We start from the raw sequence: 20,910 nt of genomic DNA, 5'->3' as shown, positions 1-20,910 counted from the left end.
GGCGCACAATAAGCATCATGCGGGCGGTGTAAATGGGGGAATGTTCCTTCCCCCTTGCTTATGCCGTATCGGCCAGCATCGTTTCTTTCACCGCCTCCATCGCCACATAGGTCGAGGTGCTGGCCACATGCGGCAGGGTCGAAATAACCTCACCCAGAAACCGCCGATATTCCGACATGTTGCGCGTGCGGACTTTGATCAGGTAATCGAAATGGCTTGCAATCATATGCGCCTGCTCGATCTCGGGCACTTTGGCCACGGCAAGGTTGAAGGCCCGCAAAGCCGCCTCGCGCGTGTCGTTAAGGCGCACCTCCACGAAGGCCACGTGATCCAGCCCCAGCCGAATTGGGTCCAACAGGGCCCGGTATCCTAGGATCACGCCGCTATCCTCCAACCGTCTCAGCCGCGCTTGGGTCGGGGATTTCGAAAGGCCGATGCGCCGCGCAAGGTCAGTGATGCTGATGCGGCCATCCTCGGCTAGAACCGATAGAATCGCGCTGTCGAACCGGTCCAGATCGAAAAGTTCATTTGCCATGCGGCCTCCTTAAACTTCAGACATATCGACCGCGCAATTGATTATCTTCGGTCGAAATTCCTGCCGATCATCAGGTATTCTGGGTCAAACATCAACTGGAGCTTGCCATGGCCCTCGATCACGCCCCCGCCCTTCGCCAAACCATCGACGCGCGCACCTATGCCGACCCGGATGCGCTGCTGACCGAGCTCAAGGCGCAGGCCGATCTTTCTGCCGAAGACCGCGCCCAGATCACCGCCGATGCGGCGGGCTTTGTCCGTGACATTCGCGGCACCTCGGCCCCCGGCATGATGGAAGTCTTCCTCGCCGAATACGGTCTCAGCACGGATGAGGGCGTGGCCCTGATGTGTCTGGCCGAGGCATTGCTGCGGGTGCCGGATGCCGATACGATTGATGCGCTGATCGAAGACAAGATCGCCCCTTCGGACTGGGGCCGCCACATGGGGCACTCGACCTCCAGCTTGGTGAATGCCTCCACATGGGCGCTGATGCTGACGGGCCGCGTGCTTGATGATGACCAGCCCGGCCCGGTGCGCCACCTGCGCGCCGCGATCAAACGTCTGGGCGAGCCGGTGATCCGCACCGCCGTCAGCCGCGCCATGCGCGAGATGGGCCGTCAGTTCGTTCTGGGCGAAGACATTCAAGCGGCGATGAAACGCGCCAAGGGAATGGAGAAAAAGGGCTTTACCTATAGCTATGACATGCTCGGCGAAGCCGCGCGGACCGAGGCGGACGCCAAGCGCTACCATCTCAGCTATTCCCGTGCGATCTCGGCCATTGCCGATGCCTGCACCCACGACGACATCCGCAAAAACCCCGGCATCTCGGTGAAACTTTCGGCCCTGCACCCGCGCTATGAGTTGGCGCAGGAAGAGGCTGTAATGCGCGATCTGGTGCCGCGTCTGCGGGCGCTGGCCCTGCTGGCGAAATCGGCGGGCATGGGGCTCAATATCGACGCTGAAGAGGCCGACCGCCTAGCGCTCTCGCTCGAGGTCATTGACACGGTGATGGGCGAGCCAGCCTTGGCCGGATGGGACGGTTTCGGCGTCGTGGTGCAGGCCTATGGCCCCCGCGCGGGCACGGTGATCGACACGCTTTATGACATGGCGACGCGCCACGACCGCCGCATCATGGTGCGTCTGGTGAAAGGTGCCTATTGGGACACCGAGATCAAGCGCGCACAGGTCGAGGGCATTGATGGCTTCCCGGTCTTCACCCGCAAGGCCGCGACCGATGTGAGCTATATCGCCAACGCCCGCAAACTGCTGAACATGACCGATCGCATCTATCCGCAGTTCGCCACGCACAATGCGCATACCGTCGCCGCCGTGCTGCATATGGCCGACGACCCCGAGGCCTATGAGTTCCAGCGCCTGCACGGCATGGGCGAGACTCTGCATGACATCGTGATGGAGAAACACGGCACCCGCTGCCGCATCTACGCCCCCGTCGGCGCGCACCGCGATCTGCTGGCCTATCTGGTGCGGCGTTTGCTTGAGAACGGCGCGAACTCCAGTTTCGTGAACCAGATCGTTGACGAGAACGTGCCGCCAGAAGTCGTGGCCGCCGATCCGTTCGACCAGTTGCAGGACAGCGCCCCGACGATCCCGCGCGGGCCGGAGGTGTTCTTGCCTCAACGCGCCAATGCCAAGGGCTTTGATCTGGCTCATAGCCCGACCCTTGCCGCCATTGAAGAGGCTCGCGCCCCCTTTGCGGATGCCACATGGACCGCCGCGGCGATCCTTGCGGGCGACGCCAACCCCGAGGCCGAAGAGACCGTCAGCAACCCGACCGGCGGCACATCGCCGGGCACGGTGCAGCCTGCCTCCGAGGCCGATGTCGCCACGGCGCTCGACAATGCCGCCGCTTGGAACGCCCCGCTGGACACCCGCCGCGCCACCCTGCTCCGCGCAGCCGATATGTTGGAGGAACGCTACGGCGAGATCTTCGCCATCCTCGCCCGCGAAGCTGGCAAGGGCCTGCCCGACTGCGTGGCCGAGCTACGCGAAGCCGTCGATTTCCTGCGCTACTACGCGGGCCAAGCGACTAACACGCCGCCTGCGGGCATCTTCACCTGCATCTCCCCTTGGAACTTCCCGCTGGCGATCTTCTGCGGGCAGGTCACGGCGGCACTGGCGGCTGGCAATGCCGTGCTTGCCAAACCGGCCGAGCAGACCCCGTTGATTGCCAAACTCGCCGTCGAAGTGCTGCATGAAGCGGGGGTGCCGCGCTCTGCCCTGCAACTCCTGCCGGGTGGCGGCAAGGTCGGCGCGGCGCTGACCGGCGATGCCCGTGTGAACGGCGTGGCCTTTACCGGCTCCACCGCCACCGCCCTGCGCATCCGCGCCAATATGGCCGAACACTGCGCCCCCGGCACGCCATTGATTGCCGAGACTGGTGGCCTCAATGCGATGATCGTCGACAGCACTGCCCTGCCCGAGCAGGCCGTGCAGGCCATCGTCGAAAGCGCTTTCCAATCGGCAGGCCAACGCTGTTCCGCCGTGCGCTGCCTCTATGTCCAAGAGGACATCGCCGAAGACTTAATCCGCATGCTGACGGGGGCCATGCAGGCGCTCAACATGGGCGATCCGTGGCATCTGTCGACCGATGTTGGCCCCGTTATCGACGACACCGCGCGCAAAGGAATCGCCGAGCATATCGAAGCCGCCCGCATCGAAGGCCGCGTCATCGCGGACCTCAAAGCGCCCGAGGGCGGCACCTTCGTCGGTCCCGCGATACTGCGGGTGAACAGCATTGCTGACATGAAGCGCGAGATCTTCGGCCCCGTGCTGCATGTCGCGACCTTCAAAAGCCACGAACTCGACGCCGTGATCGACGCGATCAATGCCACGGGCTACGGGCTCACCTTCGGGCTGCACACCCGCATCGACGACCGGGTGCAGCATGTCTCGGAACGGATCGAGGCGGGCAACATCTACGTCAACCGCAACCAAATCGGTGCGATCGTCGGCAGCCAACCCTTTGGAGGCGAAGGGCTTTCGGGCACCGGGCCAAAGGCAGGCGGGCCGAACTATCTGCCGCGTTTCTCGGCACCTGACCATCAGGACGCGAGCGGCACATGGGAGAGCGCAGAGGCCAAGCTCCCCACCCTGCCCGCGCTGCATCCGACCGTTCTGAAAACCCAGTCGATGCCCGGGCCGACCGGCGAGAGCAACCGCCTGTCGACCCTGCCGCGCCCCGCGCTTTTGTGCATGGGACCGGGGGCAGAAACGGCTGCCGCGCAGGCCAAGGCCGTGCGGGCGCTCGGTGGTGTGGCGGTCACGGCCTCTGGCCGGATCAACCCCGATGCGCTGACCACCGGCCCAGCCTATGGCGGCGTGCTCTGGTGGGGTGATGACACCACCGCACGGCAGATTGACCAAGCACTCGCGGCCCGGGACGGCGTAATCATCCCACTGCTGCGCGGCCTGCCCGACACCGCGCGTGTTAGGGCCGAGCGTCACGTCTGTGTTGACACCACTGCTTCGGGCGGCAATGCACAGCTCTTGGGTATGATGGCCTAGGACAGAAATCGGAGGAGCGCCATGCTGACGAACAGCGACATCGAAGACCTGACGCAGTTTCGCAGGGCGCTCCACCAATATCCCGAAATCTCAGGCGAAGAGATTGAGACCGCCCGGACCATCGCGGCGGAACTGGAAAAACTCGGCCCCACGCGCATTCTCTCCGGCCTCGGTGGGCACGGCGTCGCGGCGGTCTTTGACAGCGGCAGCCCCGGCCCCACGGTGCTGTTTCGCGCCGAGTTGGACGCCCTGCCGATCCCCGAAGAACATGACATCCCCTGGGTCTCGCAAGTGCCGGGCAAAAGCCATGTCTGCGGCCACGACGGCCATATGACCATGCTGCTGGCGCTTGGGCGATTGATCGCGCGTCAACCGGTCGCCAAGGGCCGCGTCGTGCTGATGTTCCAACCCGCCGAAGAAGACGGCAGCGGTGCACGCGCCGTGGTGAACGACCCCGCCTATACCGAGATCGCCGCCGATTATGCCTTTGCCATCCATGTCGAACCGGGCCGCCCCTTCGGCCATGTCGACACGGCCCCTGCGCTCATTAACTGCGCCTCAAAGGGCATCGCCGTGACCCTGCATGGCAAGACCGCCCATGCCGCCAGCCCCGAAGATGGCAGATCGCCTGCGCCTGGGCTGGCGGAATTGATCCCGGCGCTGCAAGCGCTCGGCCCCGGCGGGCCGCTCGACGATGACTTCCGCCTTGTCACCCTCACCCATCTACGCATGGGCGAGCCGACCTTTGGCATCGCCCCCGGCGAAGCGGTGTTCTACGCCACGCTGCGCAGCACCCGCGACGACGCACTGGCCGAGATTGAGGACGCTCTGCGCGTCGAGGTCACCCGCAGCGCAAAGGCCCATGGGCTGAAGGCGGAATTCGCAGAGTCCGACCATTTCGCCGCCTCAATCAATCATCCCGAAGCCTATGCCATCGCCGCCGCAGCGATGGACGCACTTGGCGTATCGCACGGGCAGAGAAACTTGCCGATGCGCGCCTCTGAGGATTTCGGCCTGTTCGGACGCAACGCCAAGGCGGCGATGCTCTGCCTCGGGCCGGGGGAAGATTACGCCGCGCTGCACAATCCCGATTACGATTTTCCCGATGATCTAATCCCCATCGGCGCGGGTATTTTCGAACGGATCGCGCGGGATCTGCTCGGCACCGCTTGACAGATGCCCCGGCGGGCGCAGCTAACTGCGCTAATCCCTCCGCCGCTTGACGCGGTGCAAGACTTGGCAAAGGCTGGCCCGCATGTTCCCGATCCGCGACCATAACCCCTCGGGCCGCACGCCCTATGTCACCTACGCGCTGATGGCGGTGAACATTGGCGTGTTCCTGTCCTCTCTGTCGCTGATGGCGGACGAGCGCGCCTTGGGGGAGTTCTATTACACCTACGCCCTGCTGCCCGCGCGGCTGACCCATGGGGAGGGGTATTTCGGCCTCATTACCTCGCAATTCTTACATGGTGGCTGGATGCACCTGGCCGGTAACATGCTGTTTCTGTGGATCTTCGGCGACAACGTCGAGGATGAGATGGGCCACGGGCGCTATCTGCTGTTCTACCTCGCCAGTGGCATCGCCGCAGGGTTGGGCCAAGTGGTGACAGAGCCGCTGTCTTGGGTGCCTATGGTCGGGGCCTCGGGCGCGATTGCCGGCGTCATGGGGGGCTATCTGCTGCTGTTCCCCCGTGCCAAGGTCGACATTCTGGTGATCTTTATCGTGTTTTTCCGCATCTTCGCGATCCCGGCTTGGATCATGCTGGGCCTGTGGTTCGGCATGCAGTTCATCGGCGGGATCGGTGCCACGCCGGGCACCGGCGGTGTGGCTTATTGGGCCCATGCAGGCGGGTTTATCGCGGGGCTGGTTCTGACCCTGCCGCTTTGGCTGCGCCGGGGCGGTTTTGCCTTTTGGCGACAGACCGACGGCCATCCGCCCCATGCCGCCGCCGACTATGATCTAGCCGAAAGCCGCATTCCGAAAGTGAGACGCAAATGACCGAAACCTCAGAAACCCGCCGCGCCTCTTGTCACTGCGGGGCCGTGGTGATCGAAGCGCTGTTTCCGCGCGGTCTGGCCTCGGCCTCGCGCTGCACCTGTTCCTTCTGTCGCCGCCGTGCCGCCGCTACGGTGACGGCGCTGGCCGAGACGGTGACCGTGCTGGAAGGCGCTGAAAACCTTACGCTTTACACATGGGGCACCCATACGGCGCAACACTACTTCTGCAAGACCTGCGGCATCTATACCCACCACCGCCGCCGCTCGAACCCGGATGAATGCGGCGTGAACCTCGGCGCGATCGAAGGGGTCCTGCCTTGGGAGATGGAGCCGCTGCCCTATAGCGACGGCATCTATCACCCTTCGGACCGCAAGGGCGACTAGAGGCTGGAAATCACCCCCTGCATCCGCGCCAGAAGCCCCGGCTGTGGCTCGGCCTCTGCGCGGCGCTGATCCACGCTTTCGTGTAGCCGCTCTGACGGATCCGCCCCCACAACGCGACGGCGGCGGGTCACCAGCATCTTGCCATAGCCGCGCCAGCGCCCGATGGAGGGCGCAGTCGGGTCTTGATCAAAGCGTGTGGTCCAGCCTTCGGGGAGCGGCAGACCGCTGTCTTCCATCCGCGACAACAGCCAGACCAGTGGGATATTGGCCAAGGGGCGCGCAGCTTCATCACCGCCCAACTGCCCGCCGACATCGCCGTGGGTGCCCGGAAACCAAACCTGCTCCAGCCGTCCAGCATAGCCCTCGGGCGTGGTCCACAGCACCGGGGCATAGGCGACACGGGTTTCGTTCAGCGCCAGCGCCTGAAAGCCGTTCTTCACATTACGGCTTAGATCGTGGTTGTGGAACATATGCAGCGGCTGCGAGAACCGCCAAAACAGCGGCGCGTTGAGGCCCAGCGATTTGACCGTATCCCAAACACCGATCGCCTCAATCTTTACCTCAGGGTGGCAGTTGGCCCGCGCAAACAATTCGCCCGCCTTGCTCAGATGTTGCGCCTCGTAATGGCGGTAGACATCGCGGATGTTGCGCTCTGTCGCGACCTCGGCACGCAGAAGGCCCACCCGGTCGATCACCCCGGCGAGCGAGCGCACGGCATAGCCGCCACGCGAATAACCCATCAGGAAAATCCGGTCCCCGGGTCGGTAGCGCGAGGCGAGATAGCCATAGGCGCGGCGGATCTGTCGGTTGATCCCGCGCCCCATGATAACATCGCGCGCGCTGCGCCAATCACGCCATTGCAGACCGGGTTCGTAATAGATCGACAGGGCGCTGCCCATCTCGCGGCACAGGCCATAGGCGATGCCCGCGTTAGTCTCGCGCCCCAGGTCGAGCGAGGACATGGTCCCGTCAAGGATGATGACATGGGTCACCGCCCCCCGGCGCGGGCCGAAATCGCTTTCAGGCCGTCGCCAGAACCACCCAAAGAGCCGTTGGAACAGGGTTTTACTCGGCTGCGATTGCGGCACCTTGCAGCATCTCCCAAACCCGATGCGGGGTGAAAGGCATATCCGCCTGCCGCACACCGCGTTCCCAAAGCGCATCCTGCACCGCGTTCGATACCGCCGCCAGCGCGCCCACAGTCCCAGCCTCACCACAGCCCTTCATGCCCATGGCATTGGCGGTCGAGGGCACAGGCTCAGAGGTGAAAGAGATTATCGGCAGATCGGCGGCACGGGGCATGGCGTAATCCATGAAGGTGGCGGTCAGCAGTTGCCCGTCTTCGTCATAAACAACCCGTTCCTGCACCGCTTGGCCGATCCCTTGAGCGACCCCGCCATGCACCTGCCCTTCGGCCAGCATCGGATTGATCAGGTTGCCGAAATCGTCGACCACCGTGTAGCGGTCAAGCGTCACCACCCCGGTTTCAGGCTCGATCACCACCTCGGCCACATGCGCCCCGTTGGGATAGCTGCGCCCCGGCAGGCTGGCGCGTTCGTGGTGGCTCAGCAGATCGTCTCGGCCCTTGGCACGGGCCATCTCGGCCACCTCCAGCATGGTGGGCGTGGCGTTTGACCCTTCGGCGCGGAAGCGTTCGTCGTCAAAGGTGATATCGCTGGCCGCAACGCCCAGTTCGTCAGCCAGAAACGCGGTGAAGACTTCGGTTATCTTCGCCACGGTGGCCAAGGTCGCCGTGTTCTGCGTGGTGACCGAACGTGAGCCGCCGGTGCCGCCGCCCTTTTTAATCAAGTCGCTATCCCCCTGCACAACGCGGATTTGCTCCGGCGGTATGCCGGTCTGATCCGACAGGAACTGCGCATAGACCGTCTCATGCCCCTGCCCGTTGCTTTGGGTGCCGACATAGATCGTCACGCTGCCATCCTCCTCAAAGACCACTTTGGCCCCTTCGGAAGGATCGCCCAGAATGCTTTCGATATAGTAACACAGGCCCTGCCCCCGCAGCAGGCCGCGTTTGGCGTCGGCGGTACGGCGGGCCGCAAACCCCTCGCAGTCGGCCTCCTCTCCCGCCCGGGTCAGGAGGCGCGCGAAATCGCCCACGTCGTAAAGCTCTCCCGTGGCGGTGGTATAGGGAAACTGATCCGGTTTGATGAAGTTGATCCGCCGCAATTCCCACGGATCGACGCCCAACTCCCGCGCGGCGCGGTCCATCAACCGCTCCAACACATAGATCGCCTCAGGCCGCCCTGCACCGCGATAGGCGTCGACCTGCACGGTGTTGGTGTAATAGCCCTCCACATGCAGATAGGTGTCTTGCACGTCATAGACGCCCATCAAAACCTTGGAGAACAGTTGCGACTGAATCGGCTGGCCGAACTGGCTGTTATAGGCCCCGAGATTGCAGCGCGTGTCGACACGGTAAGCGGTGATCTTGTGGTTTTCGTCAAAGGCGAATTCGGCCCAAGACACCAGATCGCGCCCGCCGTTGTCGGTGAGCATGGCTTCGGTGCGTTCTGACATCCAGCGCACCGGGCGGCCCAGCGCCCGGGCAGCTTGGGCGACACAGAAATACTCAGGGTAGGTCATCGCCTTCATGCCGAAACCGCCGCCTACATCGGGATTGGTCACGCGCACGCTGTCTTCGCTGAGACCAAAAGCTTTGACAAAGAAGCCCTTATGCGCCCAGACGCCCTGCCCGCCCAGCGCCACATGCAACCGGCCATCGGCCCAATCCGCATAGCAGCCGCGTGGCTCCATCGAATTGACGATGATGCGGTTGTCGCCGACCTCCAGCTTGACGCGCTGTGCAGCCTTCGCAAATGCCGCCTCGACCTTAGCCTCATCCCCCATGCCCCAGTCGAAGGCGCGGTTGTCTGGCGCTTCAGGGTGCAATGTTTCGCCACCCGGGGCGATGTCCATCTTGGCAGGCAGGTCATCGGCGTCAAAGAGGATCAACTCAGCCGCGTCGCGAGCCTGCTGCAGAGTATCCGCCACGATCAAGGCTACCGGCTCGCCTACATAGCGCACGCGGCCCTTGGCCAAGATCGGGCGCAGCGGTGCCGCCCCTTTGCTGCCGTCGCGGTTATCAACAACCGTATGCGGCAAGGCGATATCCATCCCCGCCGCTTCCAGATCGGCGCAGGTCAGCACCAGATGCACGCCCTCCGCTTCGCGGGCATCGCTCAGGTCCAACTCGGTGATCACCCCATGGGCCACGGGTGCGCGGAAAAAGACGCCCTGCAATGCGTCACGCGGGGCGATATCGTCGACATAGCGGCCCTCGCCGGTCAGAAAACGGTGGTCTTCCACCCGTTTGACCGGCTGACTTTTCCCGAACTTTTCCATCTGACGCTGCCCCTGCTGCCCTGCTTATTCCAGCGCAACAGTAGCGGGCAAAGCGTCAGTGTCCAGAGGCTCAGGCCGCCTTGCGCTTGGGCTGCGCCCCGAGGTCCGACACAAGTGCGACCCCCGCCAGACCATAGCCATTAAAGGCGGTCGACATGGCGATGGAATAGGCCCCCATACCGCCGAACAAGAGGTAATCCCCGGTCTGCGCATCCTCAGGCAAAGGCAGGCCGTCGGGCAAACGGTCCAGCGAATCGCAAGTCGGGCCAAAGACCACCCGCGGTTTGGGTGCCCCTTGGCGCAGCGCGCCATCAGGGCCGACCGCATCGACCAACCCCGACAGGCCCATGTCGCGCAGATCGGGCAGCCCCCCATAGATTCCGTCGTTCAAGAAGACAGTCCGCCCCTCATTGCGCATCCCCTTGATACGGGTCGCCAAGACAGCCGCATCGGCAACCATCGCGCGGCCCGGCTCGCAGAGCAGCGTCGGTGCTTCCGCGCCAAAACTCTCAACCAACGCCGCTTTCACGGCAGCGAAAACAGCCCGGTGATCGGGCGAGTCAAACCCACGATCGACGGCAAAGCCTCCGCCAATGTTCAACCGTTCGATCGAGACATCCGCCATCCGCAGGATATCCGCCGCCGCGTGGACGTATTGCACCCAAGCCTGCGGGTCATTGCACTGCGTGCCGGGATGGAAACACATCGAAGGGGTGAAACCCATCTCTACCACCGCGCGCAGCAGCGCCGCCGCCTGCTCAGGCGCCGCGCCGAATTTGGACCCGAAATCATAGGCCGCGCCCTTAACCGGCAGCGCGAAACGCACCGCCACCTCATTGTCGCGTGGCACGTCGTGCAGCTTGGCCAGTTCCGACATGTCATCAATCGACCAGCTATAGACGCCCGCCGCGATCCCGGCCTTTACCTCCGCTGCCGAACGCACCGGGTTGTTGTAATGCAGCACTGCCTGCGGGCAGACCGCGCGAACCGCTGCCATCTCCGCCGGAGAGGCGACATCAAAAGTGGTGATCCCGGCGGCGACGAGGTTCGACAACACCTCTGTCCGGTCATTGGCCTTGACCGCATAGGTCACCAGCCCATCAAAGTCCGCCTGAAAGCGCCGCGCCGTGGCTTGCAGTACCGAAGGCGCAAGGAACAGCACCGGCGCGTCAGGGCTGTGTTTCGCCAGATAGGCGGCGGGCGTGGCTGAAAGGGGGGCGGTGTGCTGCATGATGGCCTCTTGTTTGCTTTCCCCCAGTGAACCGAGAATTTCGGTCGATTCATCGTGTCAAACCGCCTAAAGTGACGGAAAATTTCGGCATAGTGACGACATGACACCACAACTTGACGATACAGACCGCGCTTTGATCGCGGCGCTTCAATCCAACGCCCGCCTGCCGGTCGCCGATCTGGCCCGCAGTCTTGGGCTTGCCCGCACAACGGTTCAGGCCCGGCTAGAACGGTTGGAGCGCAGCGGTGCCATCGTCGGCTACACCCTGCGCTTGGGCGAGGCCGCCCGTGCCCCGCTGCATGCCACAGCGCTGGTTAATATCGAATTGCGCGCTGGCCCCGCCGTGCTGGCCCGCCTGCGCAGCCTGCCCGCTGTGCAGGTCGTGCACACCACCTCGGGCCGTTTTGACCTGCTGGTGCAGATCGCCGCACAAACCACGCAGGAACTGGACGAAACCCTCGACCGTATTGGCGAGACGCGCGGCGTGAAGGGCAGCGAAAGCCTGATCCACCTGAGCACCAAGATCGACAGACGCGGCTAACCCCTCCCTTGCTATGGCCCAAGCCCTGTCAGGGGTCTTTCCCTCACCGCGCCAGAGCGCTAAACGGGGCGCAACAAAAGGGATCACTGACCATGGCACTCGAAAAGACCTTCAACGCCGCCGAGGCGGAAAGCCGCATCTACGCCGATTGGGAGACCAAGGGCGCGTTCAAGGCCGGCGCAAACGCACAACGGGATGAGCATTTCTCGGTGATGATCCCGCCGCCGAATGTCACCGGCTCTCTGCACATGGGGCATGCCTTCAACAACACGCTGCAGGATATTTTGGTGCGCTGGCACCGGATGCAGGGCTTCGACACCCTCTGGCAGCCCGGCCAAGACCACGCGGGCATCGCCACGCAGATGGTGGTGGAACGCGAATTGGCCGCCACCGGCCAGCCCGGCCGCCGTGAGCTGGGCCGCGAGGCGTTTACCGCCAAGGTCTGGGAGCAGAAGCAGAAATCCGGCGGCACGATCATTGACCAGCTGCGCCGTCTGGGCGCCTCCTGCGACTGGTCGCGCAACGCCTTCACCATGTCCGGCGCCCCCGGTGCGCCCGAGGGGGAAGAGGGTAATTTCCACGACGCCGTCATCAAGGTCTTCGTGGATATGTACAACAAGGGGCTGATCTACCGCGGCAAGCGGCTGGTCAACTGGGACCCGCATTTCGAGACCGCGATCTCTGACCTTGAGGTCGAGAGCACCGAGGTCGACGGCCACATGTGGCATTTCAAGTATCCGCTGGCCGGGGGCGAGACCTATACCTACGTCGAGAAAGACGAGGACGGGAACACGCTCTTCGAAGAGACCCGCGACTATATCTCCATCGCCACCACACGGCCCGAAACCATGCTGGGCGACGGCGCTGTTGCAGTTCATCCATCGGATGAGCGTTACGCCTCAATCGTCGGGAAACTTTGCGAAATCCCGGTCGGCCCGAAAGAACAGCGCCGCCTCATCCCGATCATCACCGACGAATACCCGGACAAGAATTTCGGCTCCGGTGCCGTCAAGATCACCGGCGCGCATGACTTTAACGACTACGGTGTGGCCAAGCGCAACGGCATCCCGCTCTACGCGCTGATGGACACCCAAGGCCAGATGCGCGCCGATGGTCTGCCCTACGATCAGGCCGCCGCCCGCGCCCAAGCCATCGCCGATGGATCTGAACCCGCCCCTGAAGATGCGACCGAGATCAACCTCGTGCCGGACGCCTACCGCGGCTTGGATCGTTTCGAGGCCCGCAAGCGCGTGGTCGAAGACGTGACCGCCGAGGGCCTTGCCGTGATGACCGAGGCCACCGACCCGCGCCTTGGCCGCGCCGCCAAGAAGGCCCCGGTCGAGCCCGGTGAAGGCGGCGAGATGCGCACCGAGGAAGAGAACCTCGTGCCGCTCGTCGAAGCCAAGAAGATCATGCAGCCCTTCGGCGACCGCTCCAAGGTGGTGATCGAACCGATGCTGACCGACCAGTGGTTCGTCGCCACCGACAAGATCGTGCAGCCCGCCATCGACGCCGTGCGCTCGGGCGAGGTGACGATCCTGCCCGAGCAGGACCGCAAAGTGTACTTCCACTGGCTGGAGAACATCGAGCCTTGGTGTATCTCGCGGCAGCTGTGGTGGGGGCATCAGATCCCGGTTTGGTTCGACGATGAGGGCAATGAGTATTGCGCGCCGACCGAGGCAGAGGCGCAGGCCATGGCGCCGGGCAAGACGCTGCGCCGCGACCCCGACGTGCTCGACACATGGTTCTCCTCCGGCCTCTGGCCCATCGGCACGCTGGGTTGGCCCGAGCAGACCGCAGAGCTGGAAAAGTACTTCCCGACCTCCGTGCTGGTCACCGGCTTTGACATCATCTTCTTCTGGGTCGCCCGGATGATGATGATGCAATACGCCGTGGTCGACCAAAAACCCTTCGACACCGTCTATGTCCACGCGCTGGTGCGCGACGAGAAGGGCAAAAAGATGTCGAAGTCCTTGGGCAACGTGCTCGACCCGCTGGAGTTGATCGACGAGTTTGGCGCGGATGCGGTGCGCTTTACCGTTACCTCGATGGCGGCGATGGGGCGTGACCTGAAACTCAGCACGCAGCGCATCGCGGGCTATCGCAATTTCGGCACCAAGCTGTGGAACGCGCATCGCTTTGCCGAGATGAACAACGTCTTTGCCAGCATGCCCGCCGCGATGCCGCAGCCCGAAGCCACGCTGAACAAATGGATCGTTGGCGAGACCGCGCGCATCCGCGAAGAGGTCGACGCGGCGCTTGGCAACTTCCGCTTCAACGACGCGGCCAATGCGCTCTACGCCTTTGTCTGGGGCAAGGTCTGCGACTGGTATGTGGAACTCTCCAAACCGCTGTTGCAAGACGACGCGCCAGAGGCCGAGGAAACCCGCGCGACGATGGCTTGGGTGTTGGAGCAATGTCTGGTGCTGCTGCACCCGATCATGCCCTTCATCACCGAAGAACTGTGGCAGACCACCGCAAAACGCGACCAGCTGCTCGCCCTGACCGATTGGCCGACCTACACCACCGCCGATCTGCTGGATGCCGAAGCTGATCGCGAGCTCAACTGGGTCATCGGCCTCATTGAGAGCATCCGCTCCGCGCGTCAGCAGATGCATGTGCCCGCCGGGCTGAAGGTGCCGATGCTGGTGACAGAGATGGACGAGGCCGCCCAAGGCGCATGGGACCGCAACGAGCTGATGATCAAACGCCTCGCGCGAGTCGAGAGCCTTGAAAAGACCGACAGTTTCCCCAAAGGCACCGTGTCCATCGCGGCACCGGGGGCAAGCTTCGGCCTGCCGCTGGCCGGGTTGATCGACATCGATGCCGAGAAGGCGCGTCTGCAAAAGTCGCTCGATAAGCTGGGCAAGGAGATCGGCGGTCTGAAGGGGCGTTTGAACAACCCCAAGTTTGCGGCCTCAGCGCCGGAAGAGGTTGTCGCCGAAGCGCAGGCCAATCTGGATGCGCGTCAGGAAGAGGCCGACCAGTTGCAGGCGGCGCTGAACCGTCTGGCCGAACTGGGCTGAGGTTGAGGGCGTGGCGGTTTAGCTGCCACGCCAAAACGTCACGCGAGCCGGGCAGCGCCAGACCGCGGGGTGGCGCTCACGACATTTCAATTGGGCAGTTTATCCTGCCGCGCATACGATCGGTTTCCGGGACGGCACTCCAAAAGCTAAAGCGCCAGCCCGTCCGGGCGGTCTGGCGCTGCCCGGCGGCCTTACGGCCTTGATTCCGGGCGGTTGCGCTCAATGCAACCGATGCGCAAGCCGTCTTACTTAAACACCGCAGGCCGCTTGCCGAACTCCGCCGCGATCACCTCCATCTGCTCAGGCTTGCCCAAGAGCGCCGCCTGTTCCCGCGACTCGGCCAAGAGCACATCCGCATCCGACGCACCGGATTCCGCGTATCCGATCAACCGCTTCGCCGTGCGGATCGCATTCGGCCCCTTCCCCGCAATCACCTGCGCCAGTTCCAAAGCCGCCGCCTGCGGATCATCGGCGACCTCGGTCACCAGCCCCCAACGCTCCGCCTGCGCGGCATCCACCGGCGCGGCGGTATAGGTCAACCGCCGCAACACATCCGAGCGCACCAACCGCGGCAACAGAACCATGCCGCCCATATCCGGCACGATGCCCCATTTCATCTCCATCACCGCAAGCTTCGTATCCGGCGCGGCAATCCGAATATCCGCCCCAAGCGCCAGTTGCATCCCGGCGCCATAGACCACCCCATGCAGCGCCGCGATCACCGGGATTTCCAAACGGTGCCAAACCATCGACACCTCCTGCCATTTGTTCGTCGTGCCCTCGCCATGGCTGCGCGGCATAATCAGCGCCTCAACATCCTGCCCCAGCATCCCCGAGAGGCCACCGATATCAATGCCCGCGCAAAACCCTTTGCCCTCGCCCGACAGCACCACTACGCGGGCGTCCGATGCGGCAACCTCCTGACCTGCCGCGATGATCGCTTCGATCATCTCATCATCCACCGCGTTCATCTTGTCGGCGCGGGTGAGGGTCACATGGGCGATATGGTCTTCGATCCGGGTGGTGACGCGGGGCATGGCTGTTCTCCTGAATGTTTGGCGCAGTTCAGCGCAGATTATCGCGCGGCACCAGCAAAACGTGGCGGCAGGTGCGGCGGCACTTGCCCTCTCAACGGCGCGACCCTACACCTTGGCGCATGACATATACACGCCTCACCCCCCTCGCCGAACGCCTGCCCGCCAACGTCCCCTTCGTGGGCCCCGAAGCACAGGAGCGCAGCCTTGGCCGCCCCTTCAAAGCGCGGCTTGGCGCCAATGAAAACGTCTTTGGCCCCTCGCCCCGCGCCATCGCAGCCATGGCTGAGACCGAGATGTGGAAATACGGCGATTCAGAAAGCGTGGAGCTGCGCGCGGCATTGGCCGAATTGCATGGCGTTGCACCCGGAAACATCATCGTCGGCGAAGGGATCGACGGGCTGTTGGGCTATCTCGTCCGCCTGCTGGTGGGCGAAGGCGATGCAGTGGTGACCTCGGAAGGCGCCTATCCGACCTTCAATTACCATGTCACAGGCTTTGGCGGCGTGCTGCATAAGGTGCCCTACCGCGACGATCACGAGGACCCGGCAGCACTCTTTGCCAAGGCGGCGGAGGTTGATGCCAAGCTGGTCTATCTCGCCAATCCCGACAATCCGATGGGCACCTGGCATGAGGGTGCGGCGCTCGCGCGCGCGCTCGACGACCTGCCCCAAGGCAGCCTGCTTTTGCTGGATGAGGCCTATATCGAATGCGCCCCCGAGGGCACAGCACCCCCGCTTTCCGCCGATGACCCACGGGTGATCCGGATGCGCACCTTCTCCAAAGCCTACGGGCTTGCCGGGGCGCGGATCGGCTATGCCATCGCCGCGCCCGAGTTGATCACCGCCTTTCACAAGGTGCGCAATCACTTTGGTCTGAACCGCGCGGCGCAGGCGGGGGCCTTGGCGGCGGTGCAGGATCAAGGCTATCTCAAGGAGGTTCAGACCAAGATCGCCGAGGCTCGGACAAAGATCACGCAGATTGCTGAAGAAAATGGTCTGAGCACCCTACCCTCTGCCGCCAACTTCGTCGCGGTTGACTGTGGCAGCGATGGCACCTTCGCCAAGGCGGTCCTCGACGCGCTGGTGGCGCGGGGGATCTTCGTGCGCATGCCCTTCGCCGCGCCGCAAAACCGTTGCATCCGCATCAGTTGCAGTACGGCTGAGGAACTGGATCACTTCGCCGCCGCCTTACCCGACGCTCTGATCGAAGCGCGCGGGGCCTAAGCCCCGCCGATCACCTCCGCCGCCGCTTGCAGTGCGCCGGGCCCGTGGTCAATCTTCAGCGCGCAAAGCCCAGCTTCAATCCCGCCGAGCAGCCCCATGACCATATGGCCGTTCACATGGCCCATATGGCCAAGGCGGAAAAAGCCATGCCATGCAGGCTCCCCCGGCAGGGCCATGCCCAGCCCCACGCCCAGTGTCAGGCCCAGATTGCTTTGCACCCAGTCGCGCAACTCGGTCGCATGGGGCGCTTGCAGCCGCAGCGCGGTGACGGCATGGCTGCGCAGGGCGCGGTCTTCGATGTTGAACCGCAGGCTGCCCTCTGCCGACCATGCCTCGCACGCCGCCCAAACCGCGCGCGCCAAGGTGGCATGACGCTGCCAGACCTGCTCGATCCCCTCTTCATGGATCATATCAAGCGCGGCGCGCAGGCCGTAGAGGTGATGCGTCGGCGCCGTGCCGCCGTGGTACTGATAAAACTCCTGCGCATGGGCGCGTGGCGACCAATCCCAATAGCGGCTCACCCGTGGCAGACGCGCGCGGGCCTCCTCGGCCCGGTCGTTGAAGAAAACGAATGCCATGCCCGGCGGCACCATCAGCCCCTTCTGCGAGGCGGTGACCATGACATCAACGCCCCAAGCGTCCATCTCGAACCGCTCGCATCCAAGCGAGGCGATGCAATCGGCCATCAAAAGCGCGGGGTGGCCTGCCTCATCCAACAGACGGCGTAGGCCGGGCACATCGTTGCGCACCGAGCTTGACGTGTCCACATGGACCGCCATCACCGCCTTGATCTGGTGGCCCGTGTCGGCCTTCAAACGCTCGGCCACCTGCGCCAGATCAATCGGCGCGTTGCGGCCAAAGTCGAGGATTTCCACCTCCGCCCCCAGCCCCGTCGCCATCTCGGCCCAGCCATGGCCAAAACGCCCCGTGGCCAGCACCAACACCCGGTCGCCGGGGGCTATGACATTGCTCAGCGCGGCCTCCCAAGCGCCGTGGCCGTTGCTGATATACATCGCCACATGACGATCTGTACGCGCCACACGTTTCAAACCAGCCGCCAGTGCCGGCATCATCTCAACCAACTCACCCTCATAGATATTCGGGGCGGCGCGGTGCATCGCGCTCAGCACCGCATCGGGCATGACCGACGGGCCGGGAATGGCAAGGTACGAACGACCTTGGGCAAGTTTACTCTGCTTTGTCATGATATTAGCTGCCGTTTTGAAAATGCGTGACCGGGCTGCGGTCGGACGCAGCTTACTGCCCGCCGGGCCGGGGTCAACACGCGATCGGACGTAAGGTAAGCCGCGCCCCAGACGCCCCTCACCCGCCCCGCCCCGGCCCGGAAGCGCGCCCTTCGCGCACCCCGCGACGGCTTGCCCTGCCTGCGCGGCTTTCGTACACGGGATCCGACTGCCCAAAAGGATCAGGCACCGGCATGAATGATGACAGTTACACCTCCGCGCAGTTGATGCGTTGGCTTTGGCATGACTATCTAAAGAAACACACCGGCCTGATGGCCATCGCGGTGATCTTCATGATCATCGAAGGCTCGACCTTGGGCGTGCTGGCCAAGCTGATGGAGCCGATGTTCGACCGCGTCTTTGTTGGCGGCGACCAAGGTGCGCTGGTTTGGGTGGGGCTGGTGCTGGTGGCGATCTTTGCGCTGCGCGCGCTGGCCACGGTGGTGCAGAAGGTGTTGCTGACCCGCGTGGCGCAGCGCACAGCGGCGGATCTGCGCATCGACCTGTTGGACCGGATGATGCAGCAGGACGGTGCCTTTCACCAGAACCACCCGCCCGGCTTTCTTGTGCAGCGGGTGCAATCGGATGTGAACGCGGTCAGCGATGTCTGGCGCGCGGTCATCACCGGCGCGGGCCGCGATCTGGTGGGGCTGGTGATCCTGATGGGTGTCGCCATCGCGATTGATCCGATCTGGGCACTTTTGGCGATGGTCGGTGTGCCGCTAATGGTGCTGCCGGCCGCCATCGCCCAGCGTTTCGTCCGCGCCCGCTCGCGCGAGGCGCGCGACATCGGCGCCAGCCTGTCGACACGTCTTGACGAGGTCTTTCACGGCATCGTGCAGATCAAACTCAACGCGCTGGAAGACTATCAAGCCCGCCAATACCGCGAGTTGACGCGCACCTTTATTCGCACCGAAGTTCGCGCCGCCTTTGGCAATTCCGCGATCCCGGCGATGATCGACATCATGTCAGGCATCGGCTTCATGGCCGTGATCGTCTACGGCGGGTCCGAGATCATCGCCGGCAACAAGACCATTGGCGAGTTCATGACCTTCTTTACCTCGCTCGGTTTCATGTTCTCCCCTCTGCGCCGCCTCGGCGCGATCAGCGGCCTCTGGCAGATGGCCGCCGCCGCGCTGGAGCGGATCAAGGAGCTGCTCGACGCGCCCCTGCACCTGCGCAGCCCGGCCAAGCCCGTGGCCGCGCCCGATGGCCCGCCTGACGTTGCCTTGGCGGATGTTTCGCTCTCCTACGGCGATACGAAGGTGCTGAATGCATTGAACCTGACCGCGCAAGCGGGCCAGACGACCGCCCTTGTTGGCGCCTCGGGCGCGGGGAAATCGACCATTTTCAACCTGCTCACGCGGCTGGTGGATCCACAAAGCGGCAGCGTTCAAATCGGCGGGGTCGACACCACGTCGATGACTATCCCGGACCTGCGGGGCCTGTTTTCTGTCGTGACACAAGAGGCGCTGCTGTTTGATGAGACCCTCCGCGAGAATATCGTGCTGGGCCGTGAGAATGTCAGCGACGAAGAACTCGACCGGGTGCTGAAAGCCGCCCATGTGGCCGATTTCCTGCCGCAGCTTGAACAGGGGCTAGAGACCCGCGTCGGCCCGCGCGGCTCAGCCCTGTCGGGCGGGCAGCGTCAGCGTGTGGTGATCGCCCGCGCCCTGCTGCGCGACACGCCCATCCTGCTGTTGGACGAGGCCACCAGCGCCCTGGATGCCCAGTCAGAGCAAGTCGTGCAAGATGCCCTTGATCGGCTCGCCAAGGGGCGCACAACCATCGTCATCGCGCACCGGCTCTCGACCATTCGCAGCGCGGATAAGATCGTGGTGATGGACCGGGGCCAAGTCACCGATGAAGGCACCCACGACGAATTGATGGAGCGCGGCGGCATCTATGCCGACCTTTACCGCCTGCAATTCCGCGACGGAAAGACGGTGTCGGATGCCCGTGGCCTCAGCGCCCTCTCTGCAAAAAAGCGCCGCGAAAGGGCGCGTCAGCCTAATCTGTTCCAACGGATCGGGGCGGTCTTCTTTAACTGAGTGCAGGGGCGCAGGGGCAACCCGCGCCCTTTTCACGACCGCCGATAGCTTTCCGCAAGGGCGTCGGGGCTGGCGCCCATTGCGTAGCGCATCAGCGTCCAAAGGTTGCGTCCGCCGCGGCGCAGCCAGCCCTGACGGCGGTATTTCTCGGCACTGGTCACGGCGATGCCCTCGAGCCGAGCCAAACGCCCCCGCAGGGCGCGGGCCAAGGCGACATCCTCCATCAGCGGCTGATCGGGGTAACCGCCGACCGCATCATAGAGCGCGCGGGGCAGCAGCAGCCCCTGATCGCCATAGGGCAAGCCGCAGGCGCTGCGCAGGTTCGCCCAACCTGCGACCAATCGTGGTGCCAGCCCGCGCTGATCGAACCTAAGGCGAAACCATCCCGCCGCCCCGGCCCCGCGCGCCATGTGATCCTGCACCGCATCGGTCCAACCCGGCAACAGCACCGTGTCGGCATGGACCACCAAGAGCCACTCACCCCGCGCCGCTTTGCATCCGCGCCGCAACTGTCCGCCCCGCGAGGGCGCGCCTGAGATCACCTCGGCCCCCCAGCCTTCGGCCAGCCGAGGTGTGCCATCTGTCGACCCGCCATCGCTCAGGATCACCTCGCGGATCAGCCCGGCCTGCAACCCTTCGACAAGCGCGGCAAGGCAGGCGGGCAGCGCGACGGCTGCATTGAGACTGGGAATGACGATAGAGATCGGCGCGCGCATGGTTGCCCCTTTTGGATGGGTTTGACAGGTTATATGT

General features: G+C 64.1%; 15 protein-coding genes. 8 read left to right on the top strand and 7 right to left on the bottom strand.

Annotated features, from left to right (window positions below):
* Positions 1–58 precede the first annotated feature (58 nt).
* Complete coding sequence (locus BM229_RS00205; protein ID WP_093925714.1) at positions 59–535, bottom strand: Lrp/AsnC family transcriptional regulator; 477 nt, start codon at positions 533–535, stop codon at positions 59–61.
* Positions 536–642: 107 nt separating this feature from the next.
* Between BM229_RS00205 and putA the strand changes: the two genes are divergently transcribed.
* The 4 genes from putA to BM229_RS00185 all read left to right on the top strand — a co-directional run bounded on the left by putA (position 643) and on the right by BM229_RS00185 (position 6,441).
* Entirely contained in the window at positions 643–4,059 is a 3,417-nt protein-coding gene (putA, locus tag BM229_RS00200; protein WP_093925713.1) for a bifunctional proline dehydrogenase/L-glutamate gamma-semialdehyde dehydrogenase PutA, read from the top strand.
* 21 nt (positions 4,060–4,080) lie between these two features.
* Complete coding sequence (locus BM229_RS00195) at positions 4,081–5,232, top strand: amidohydrolase (protein WP_093925712.1); 1,152 nt, start codon at positions 4,081–4,083, stop codon at positions 5,230–5,232.
* 82 nt (positions 5,233–5,314) lie between these two features.
* Positions 5,315–6,058 (top strand): rhomboid family intramembrane serine protease, encoded by a 744-nt coding sequence (locus BM229_RS00190; protein WP_093925711.1) that lies wholly within the window; start codon positions 5,315–5,317, stop codon positions 6,056–6,058.
* Positions 6,055–6,441, top strand: a complete 387-nt coding sequence (locus BM229_RS00185; protein WP_093925710.1) for a GFA family protein — start codon at positions 6,055–6,057, stop codon at positions 6,439–6,441. The genes BM229_RS00190 and BM229_RS00185 overlap by 4 nt, the downstream gene beginning before the upstream one ends.
* Here the strand turns inward: BM229_RS00185 and BM229_RS00180 are convergent.
* The 3 genes from BM229_RS00180 to BM229_RS00170 form a co-directional block, all read right to left on the bottom strand.
* Positions 6,438–7,529, bottom strand: coding sequence for a DUF2235 domain-containing protein (locus BM229_RS00180; RefSeq protein WP_167360166.1), 1,092 nt, complete (start codon positions 7,527–7,529; stop codon positions 6,438–6,440). The genes BM229_RS00185 and BM229_RS00180 overlap by 4 nt on opposite strands.
* Complete coding sequence (locus BM229_RS00175) at positions 7,507–9,804, bottom strand: xanthine dehydrogenase family protein molybdopterin-binding subunit (protein ID WP_093925709.1); 2,298 nt, start codon at positions 9,802–9,804, stop codon at positions 7,507–7,509. The genes BM229_RS00180 and BM229_RS00175 overlap by 23 nt, the downstream gene beginning before the upstream one ends.
* 70 nt (positions 9,805–9,874) lie before the next feature.
* Positions 9,875–11,035 carry a type III PLP-dependent enzyme gene (locus BM229_RS00170; protein ID WP_093925708.1) on the bottom strand — a complete coding sequence of 387 codons (1,161 nt, stop codon included), beginning with the start codon at positions 11,033–11,035 and terminating at the stop codon, positions 9,875–9,877.
* A 100-nt stretch (positions 11,036–11,135) separates the two neighbouring features.
* On the opposite strand from BM229_RS00170, the gene BM229_RS00165 reads away from it, so the two are divergent.
* Together BM229_RS00165 and BM229_RS00160 are read left to right on the top strand one after the other, a co-directional pair.
* Positions 11,136–11,576: an Lrp/AsnC family transcriptional regulator gene (locus tag BM229_RS00165; protein ID WP_093925707.1), complete on the top strand. Its 441-nt coding sequence runs from the start codon at positions 11,136–11,138 to the stop codon at positions 11,574–11,576.
* Positions 11,577–11,668: 92 nt separating this feature from the next.
* Positions 11,669–14,602 carry a valine--tRNA ligase gene (locus tag BM229_RS00160; protein WP_093925706.1) on the top strand — a complete coding sequence of 978 codons (2,934 nt, stop codon included), beginning with the start codon at positions 11,669–11,671 and terminating at the stop codon, positions 14,600–14,602.
* Between the two features lie 245 nt (positions 14,603–14,847).
* Here the strand turns inward: BM229_RS00160 and BM229_RS00155 are convergent, their stop codons facing one another.
* A complete protein-coding gene (locus BM229_RS00155) occupies positions 14,848–15,639 on the bottom strand; it encodes a crotonase/enoyl-CoA hydratase family protein (RefSeq protein WP_093925705.1) in 792 nt (263 codons plus the stop codon).
* 119 nt (positions 15,640–15,758) lie between these two features.
* Between BM229_RS00155 and BM229_RS00150 the strand changes: the two genes are divergently transcribed.
* Positions 15,759–16,862, top strand: coding sequence for a pyridoxal phosphate-dependent aminotransferase (locus tag BM229_RS00150; protein WP_093925704.1), 1,104 nt, complete (start codon positions 15,759–15,761; stop codon positions 16,860–16,862).
* On the opposite strand, the gene BM229_RS00145 is transcribed toward BM229_RS00150, so the two are convergent.
* On the bottom strand, positions 16,859–18,067 hold the full coding sequence (locus BM229_RS00145) for a pyridoxal-phosphate-dependent aminotransferase family protein (RefSeq protein WP_093925703.1): 1,209 nt from the start codon (positions 18,065–18,067) through the stop codon (positions 16,859–16,861). The genes BM229_RS00150 and BM229_RS00145 overlap by 4 nt on opposite strands.
* Before the next feature lie 233 nt (positions 18,068–18,300).
* On the opposite strand from BM229_RS00145, the gene BM229_RS00140 reads away from it, so the two are divergent.
* The gene (locus BM229_RS00140) at positions 18,301–20,157 is read left to right on the top strand and encodes an ABC transporter ATP-binding protein (protein WP_093925702.1); all 1,857 of its coding nucleotides are present in this window, start codon (positions 18,301–18,303) and stop codon (positions 20,155–20,157) included.
* Positions 20,158–20,189: 32 nt separating this feature from the next.
* Here BM229_RS00140 and BM229_RS00135 read toward each other — a convergent pair whose 3' ends face one another.
* A complete protein-coding gene (locus tag BM229_RS00135; protein WP_093925701.1) occupies positions 20,190–20,873 on the bottom strand; it encodes a TIGR04283 family arsenosugar biosynthesis glycosyltransferase in 684 nt (227 codons plus the stop codon).
* Positions 20,874–20,910: the final 37 nt, after the last annotated feature.

The organism is Sulfitobacter dubius (genome assembly GCF_900113435.1).
Lineage (GTDB): Bacteria > Pseudomonadota > Alphaproteobacteria > Rhodobacterales > Rhodobacteraceae > Sulfitobacter > Sulfitobacter dubius.
Note: the sequence above shows the minus strand (reverse complement) of the source record. Positions and strands in the feature narration are given on the sequence as shown.

Excerpts from the sequence above, each read along its gene's own strand:
- BM229_RS00205 (WP_093925714.1), bottom strand. The coding sequence starts at position 535 with ATGGCAAATGAACTTTTCGATCTGGACCGGTTCGACAGCGCGATTCTA.
- putA (WP_093925713.1), top strand. The coding sequence starts at position 643 with ATGGCCCTCGATCACGCCCCCGCCCTTCGCCAAACCATCGACGCGCGC.
- BM229_RS00195 (WP_093925712.1), top strand. The coding sequence starts at position 4,081 with ATGCTGACGAACAGCGACATCGAAGACCTGACGCAGTTTCGCAGGGCG.
- BM229_RS00190 (WP_093925711.1), top strand. The coding sequence starts at position 5,315 with ATGTTCCCGATCCGCGACCATAACCCCTCGGGCCGCACGCCCTATGTC.
- BM229_RS00185 (WP_093925710.1), top strand. The coding sequence starts at position 6,055 with ATGACCGAAACCTCAGAAACCCGCCGCGCCTCTTGTCACTGCGGGGCC.
- BM229_RS00175 (WP_093925709.1), bottom strand. The coding sequence starts at position 9,804 with ATGGAAAAGTTCGGGAAAAGTCAGCCGGTCAAACGGGTGGAAGACCAC.
- BM229_RS00170 (WP_093925708.1), bottom strand. The coding sequence starts at position 11,035 with ATGCAGCACACCGCCCCCCTTTCAGCCACGCCCGCCGCCTATCTGGCG.
- BM229_RS00165 (WP_093925707.1), top strand. The coding sequence starts at position 11,136 with ATGACACCACAACTTGACGATACAGACCGCGCTTTGATCGCGGCGCTT.
- BM229_RS00160 (WP_093925706.1), top strand. The coding sequence starts at position 11,669 with ATGGCACTCGAAAAGACCTTCAACGCCGCCGAGGCGGAAAGCCGCATC.
- BM229_RS00155 (WP_093925705.1), bottom strand. The coding sequence starts at position 15,639 with ATGCCCCGCGTCACCACCCGGATCGAAGACCATATCGCCCATGTGACC.
- BM229_RS00150 (WP_093925704.1), top strand. The coding sequence starts at position 15,759 with ATGACATATACACGCCTCACCCCCCTCGCCGAACGCCTGCCCGCCAAC.
- BM229_RS00145 (WP_093925703.1), bottom strand. The coding sequence starts at position 18,067 with ATGACAAAGCAGAGTAAACTTGCCCAAGGTCGTTCGTACCTTGCCATT.
- BM229_RS00140 (WP_093925702.1), top strand. The coding sequence starts at position 18,301 with ATGAATGATGACAGTTACACCTCCGCGCAGTTGATGCGTTGGCTTTGG.
- BM229_RS00135 (WP_093925701.1), bottom strand. The coding sequence starts at position 20,873 with ATGCGCGCGCCGATCTCTATCGTCATTCCCAGTCTCAATGCAGCCGTC.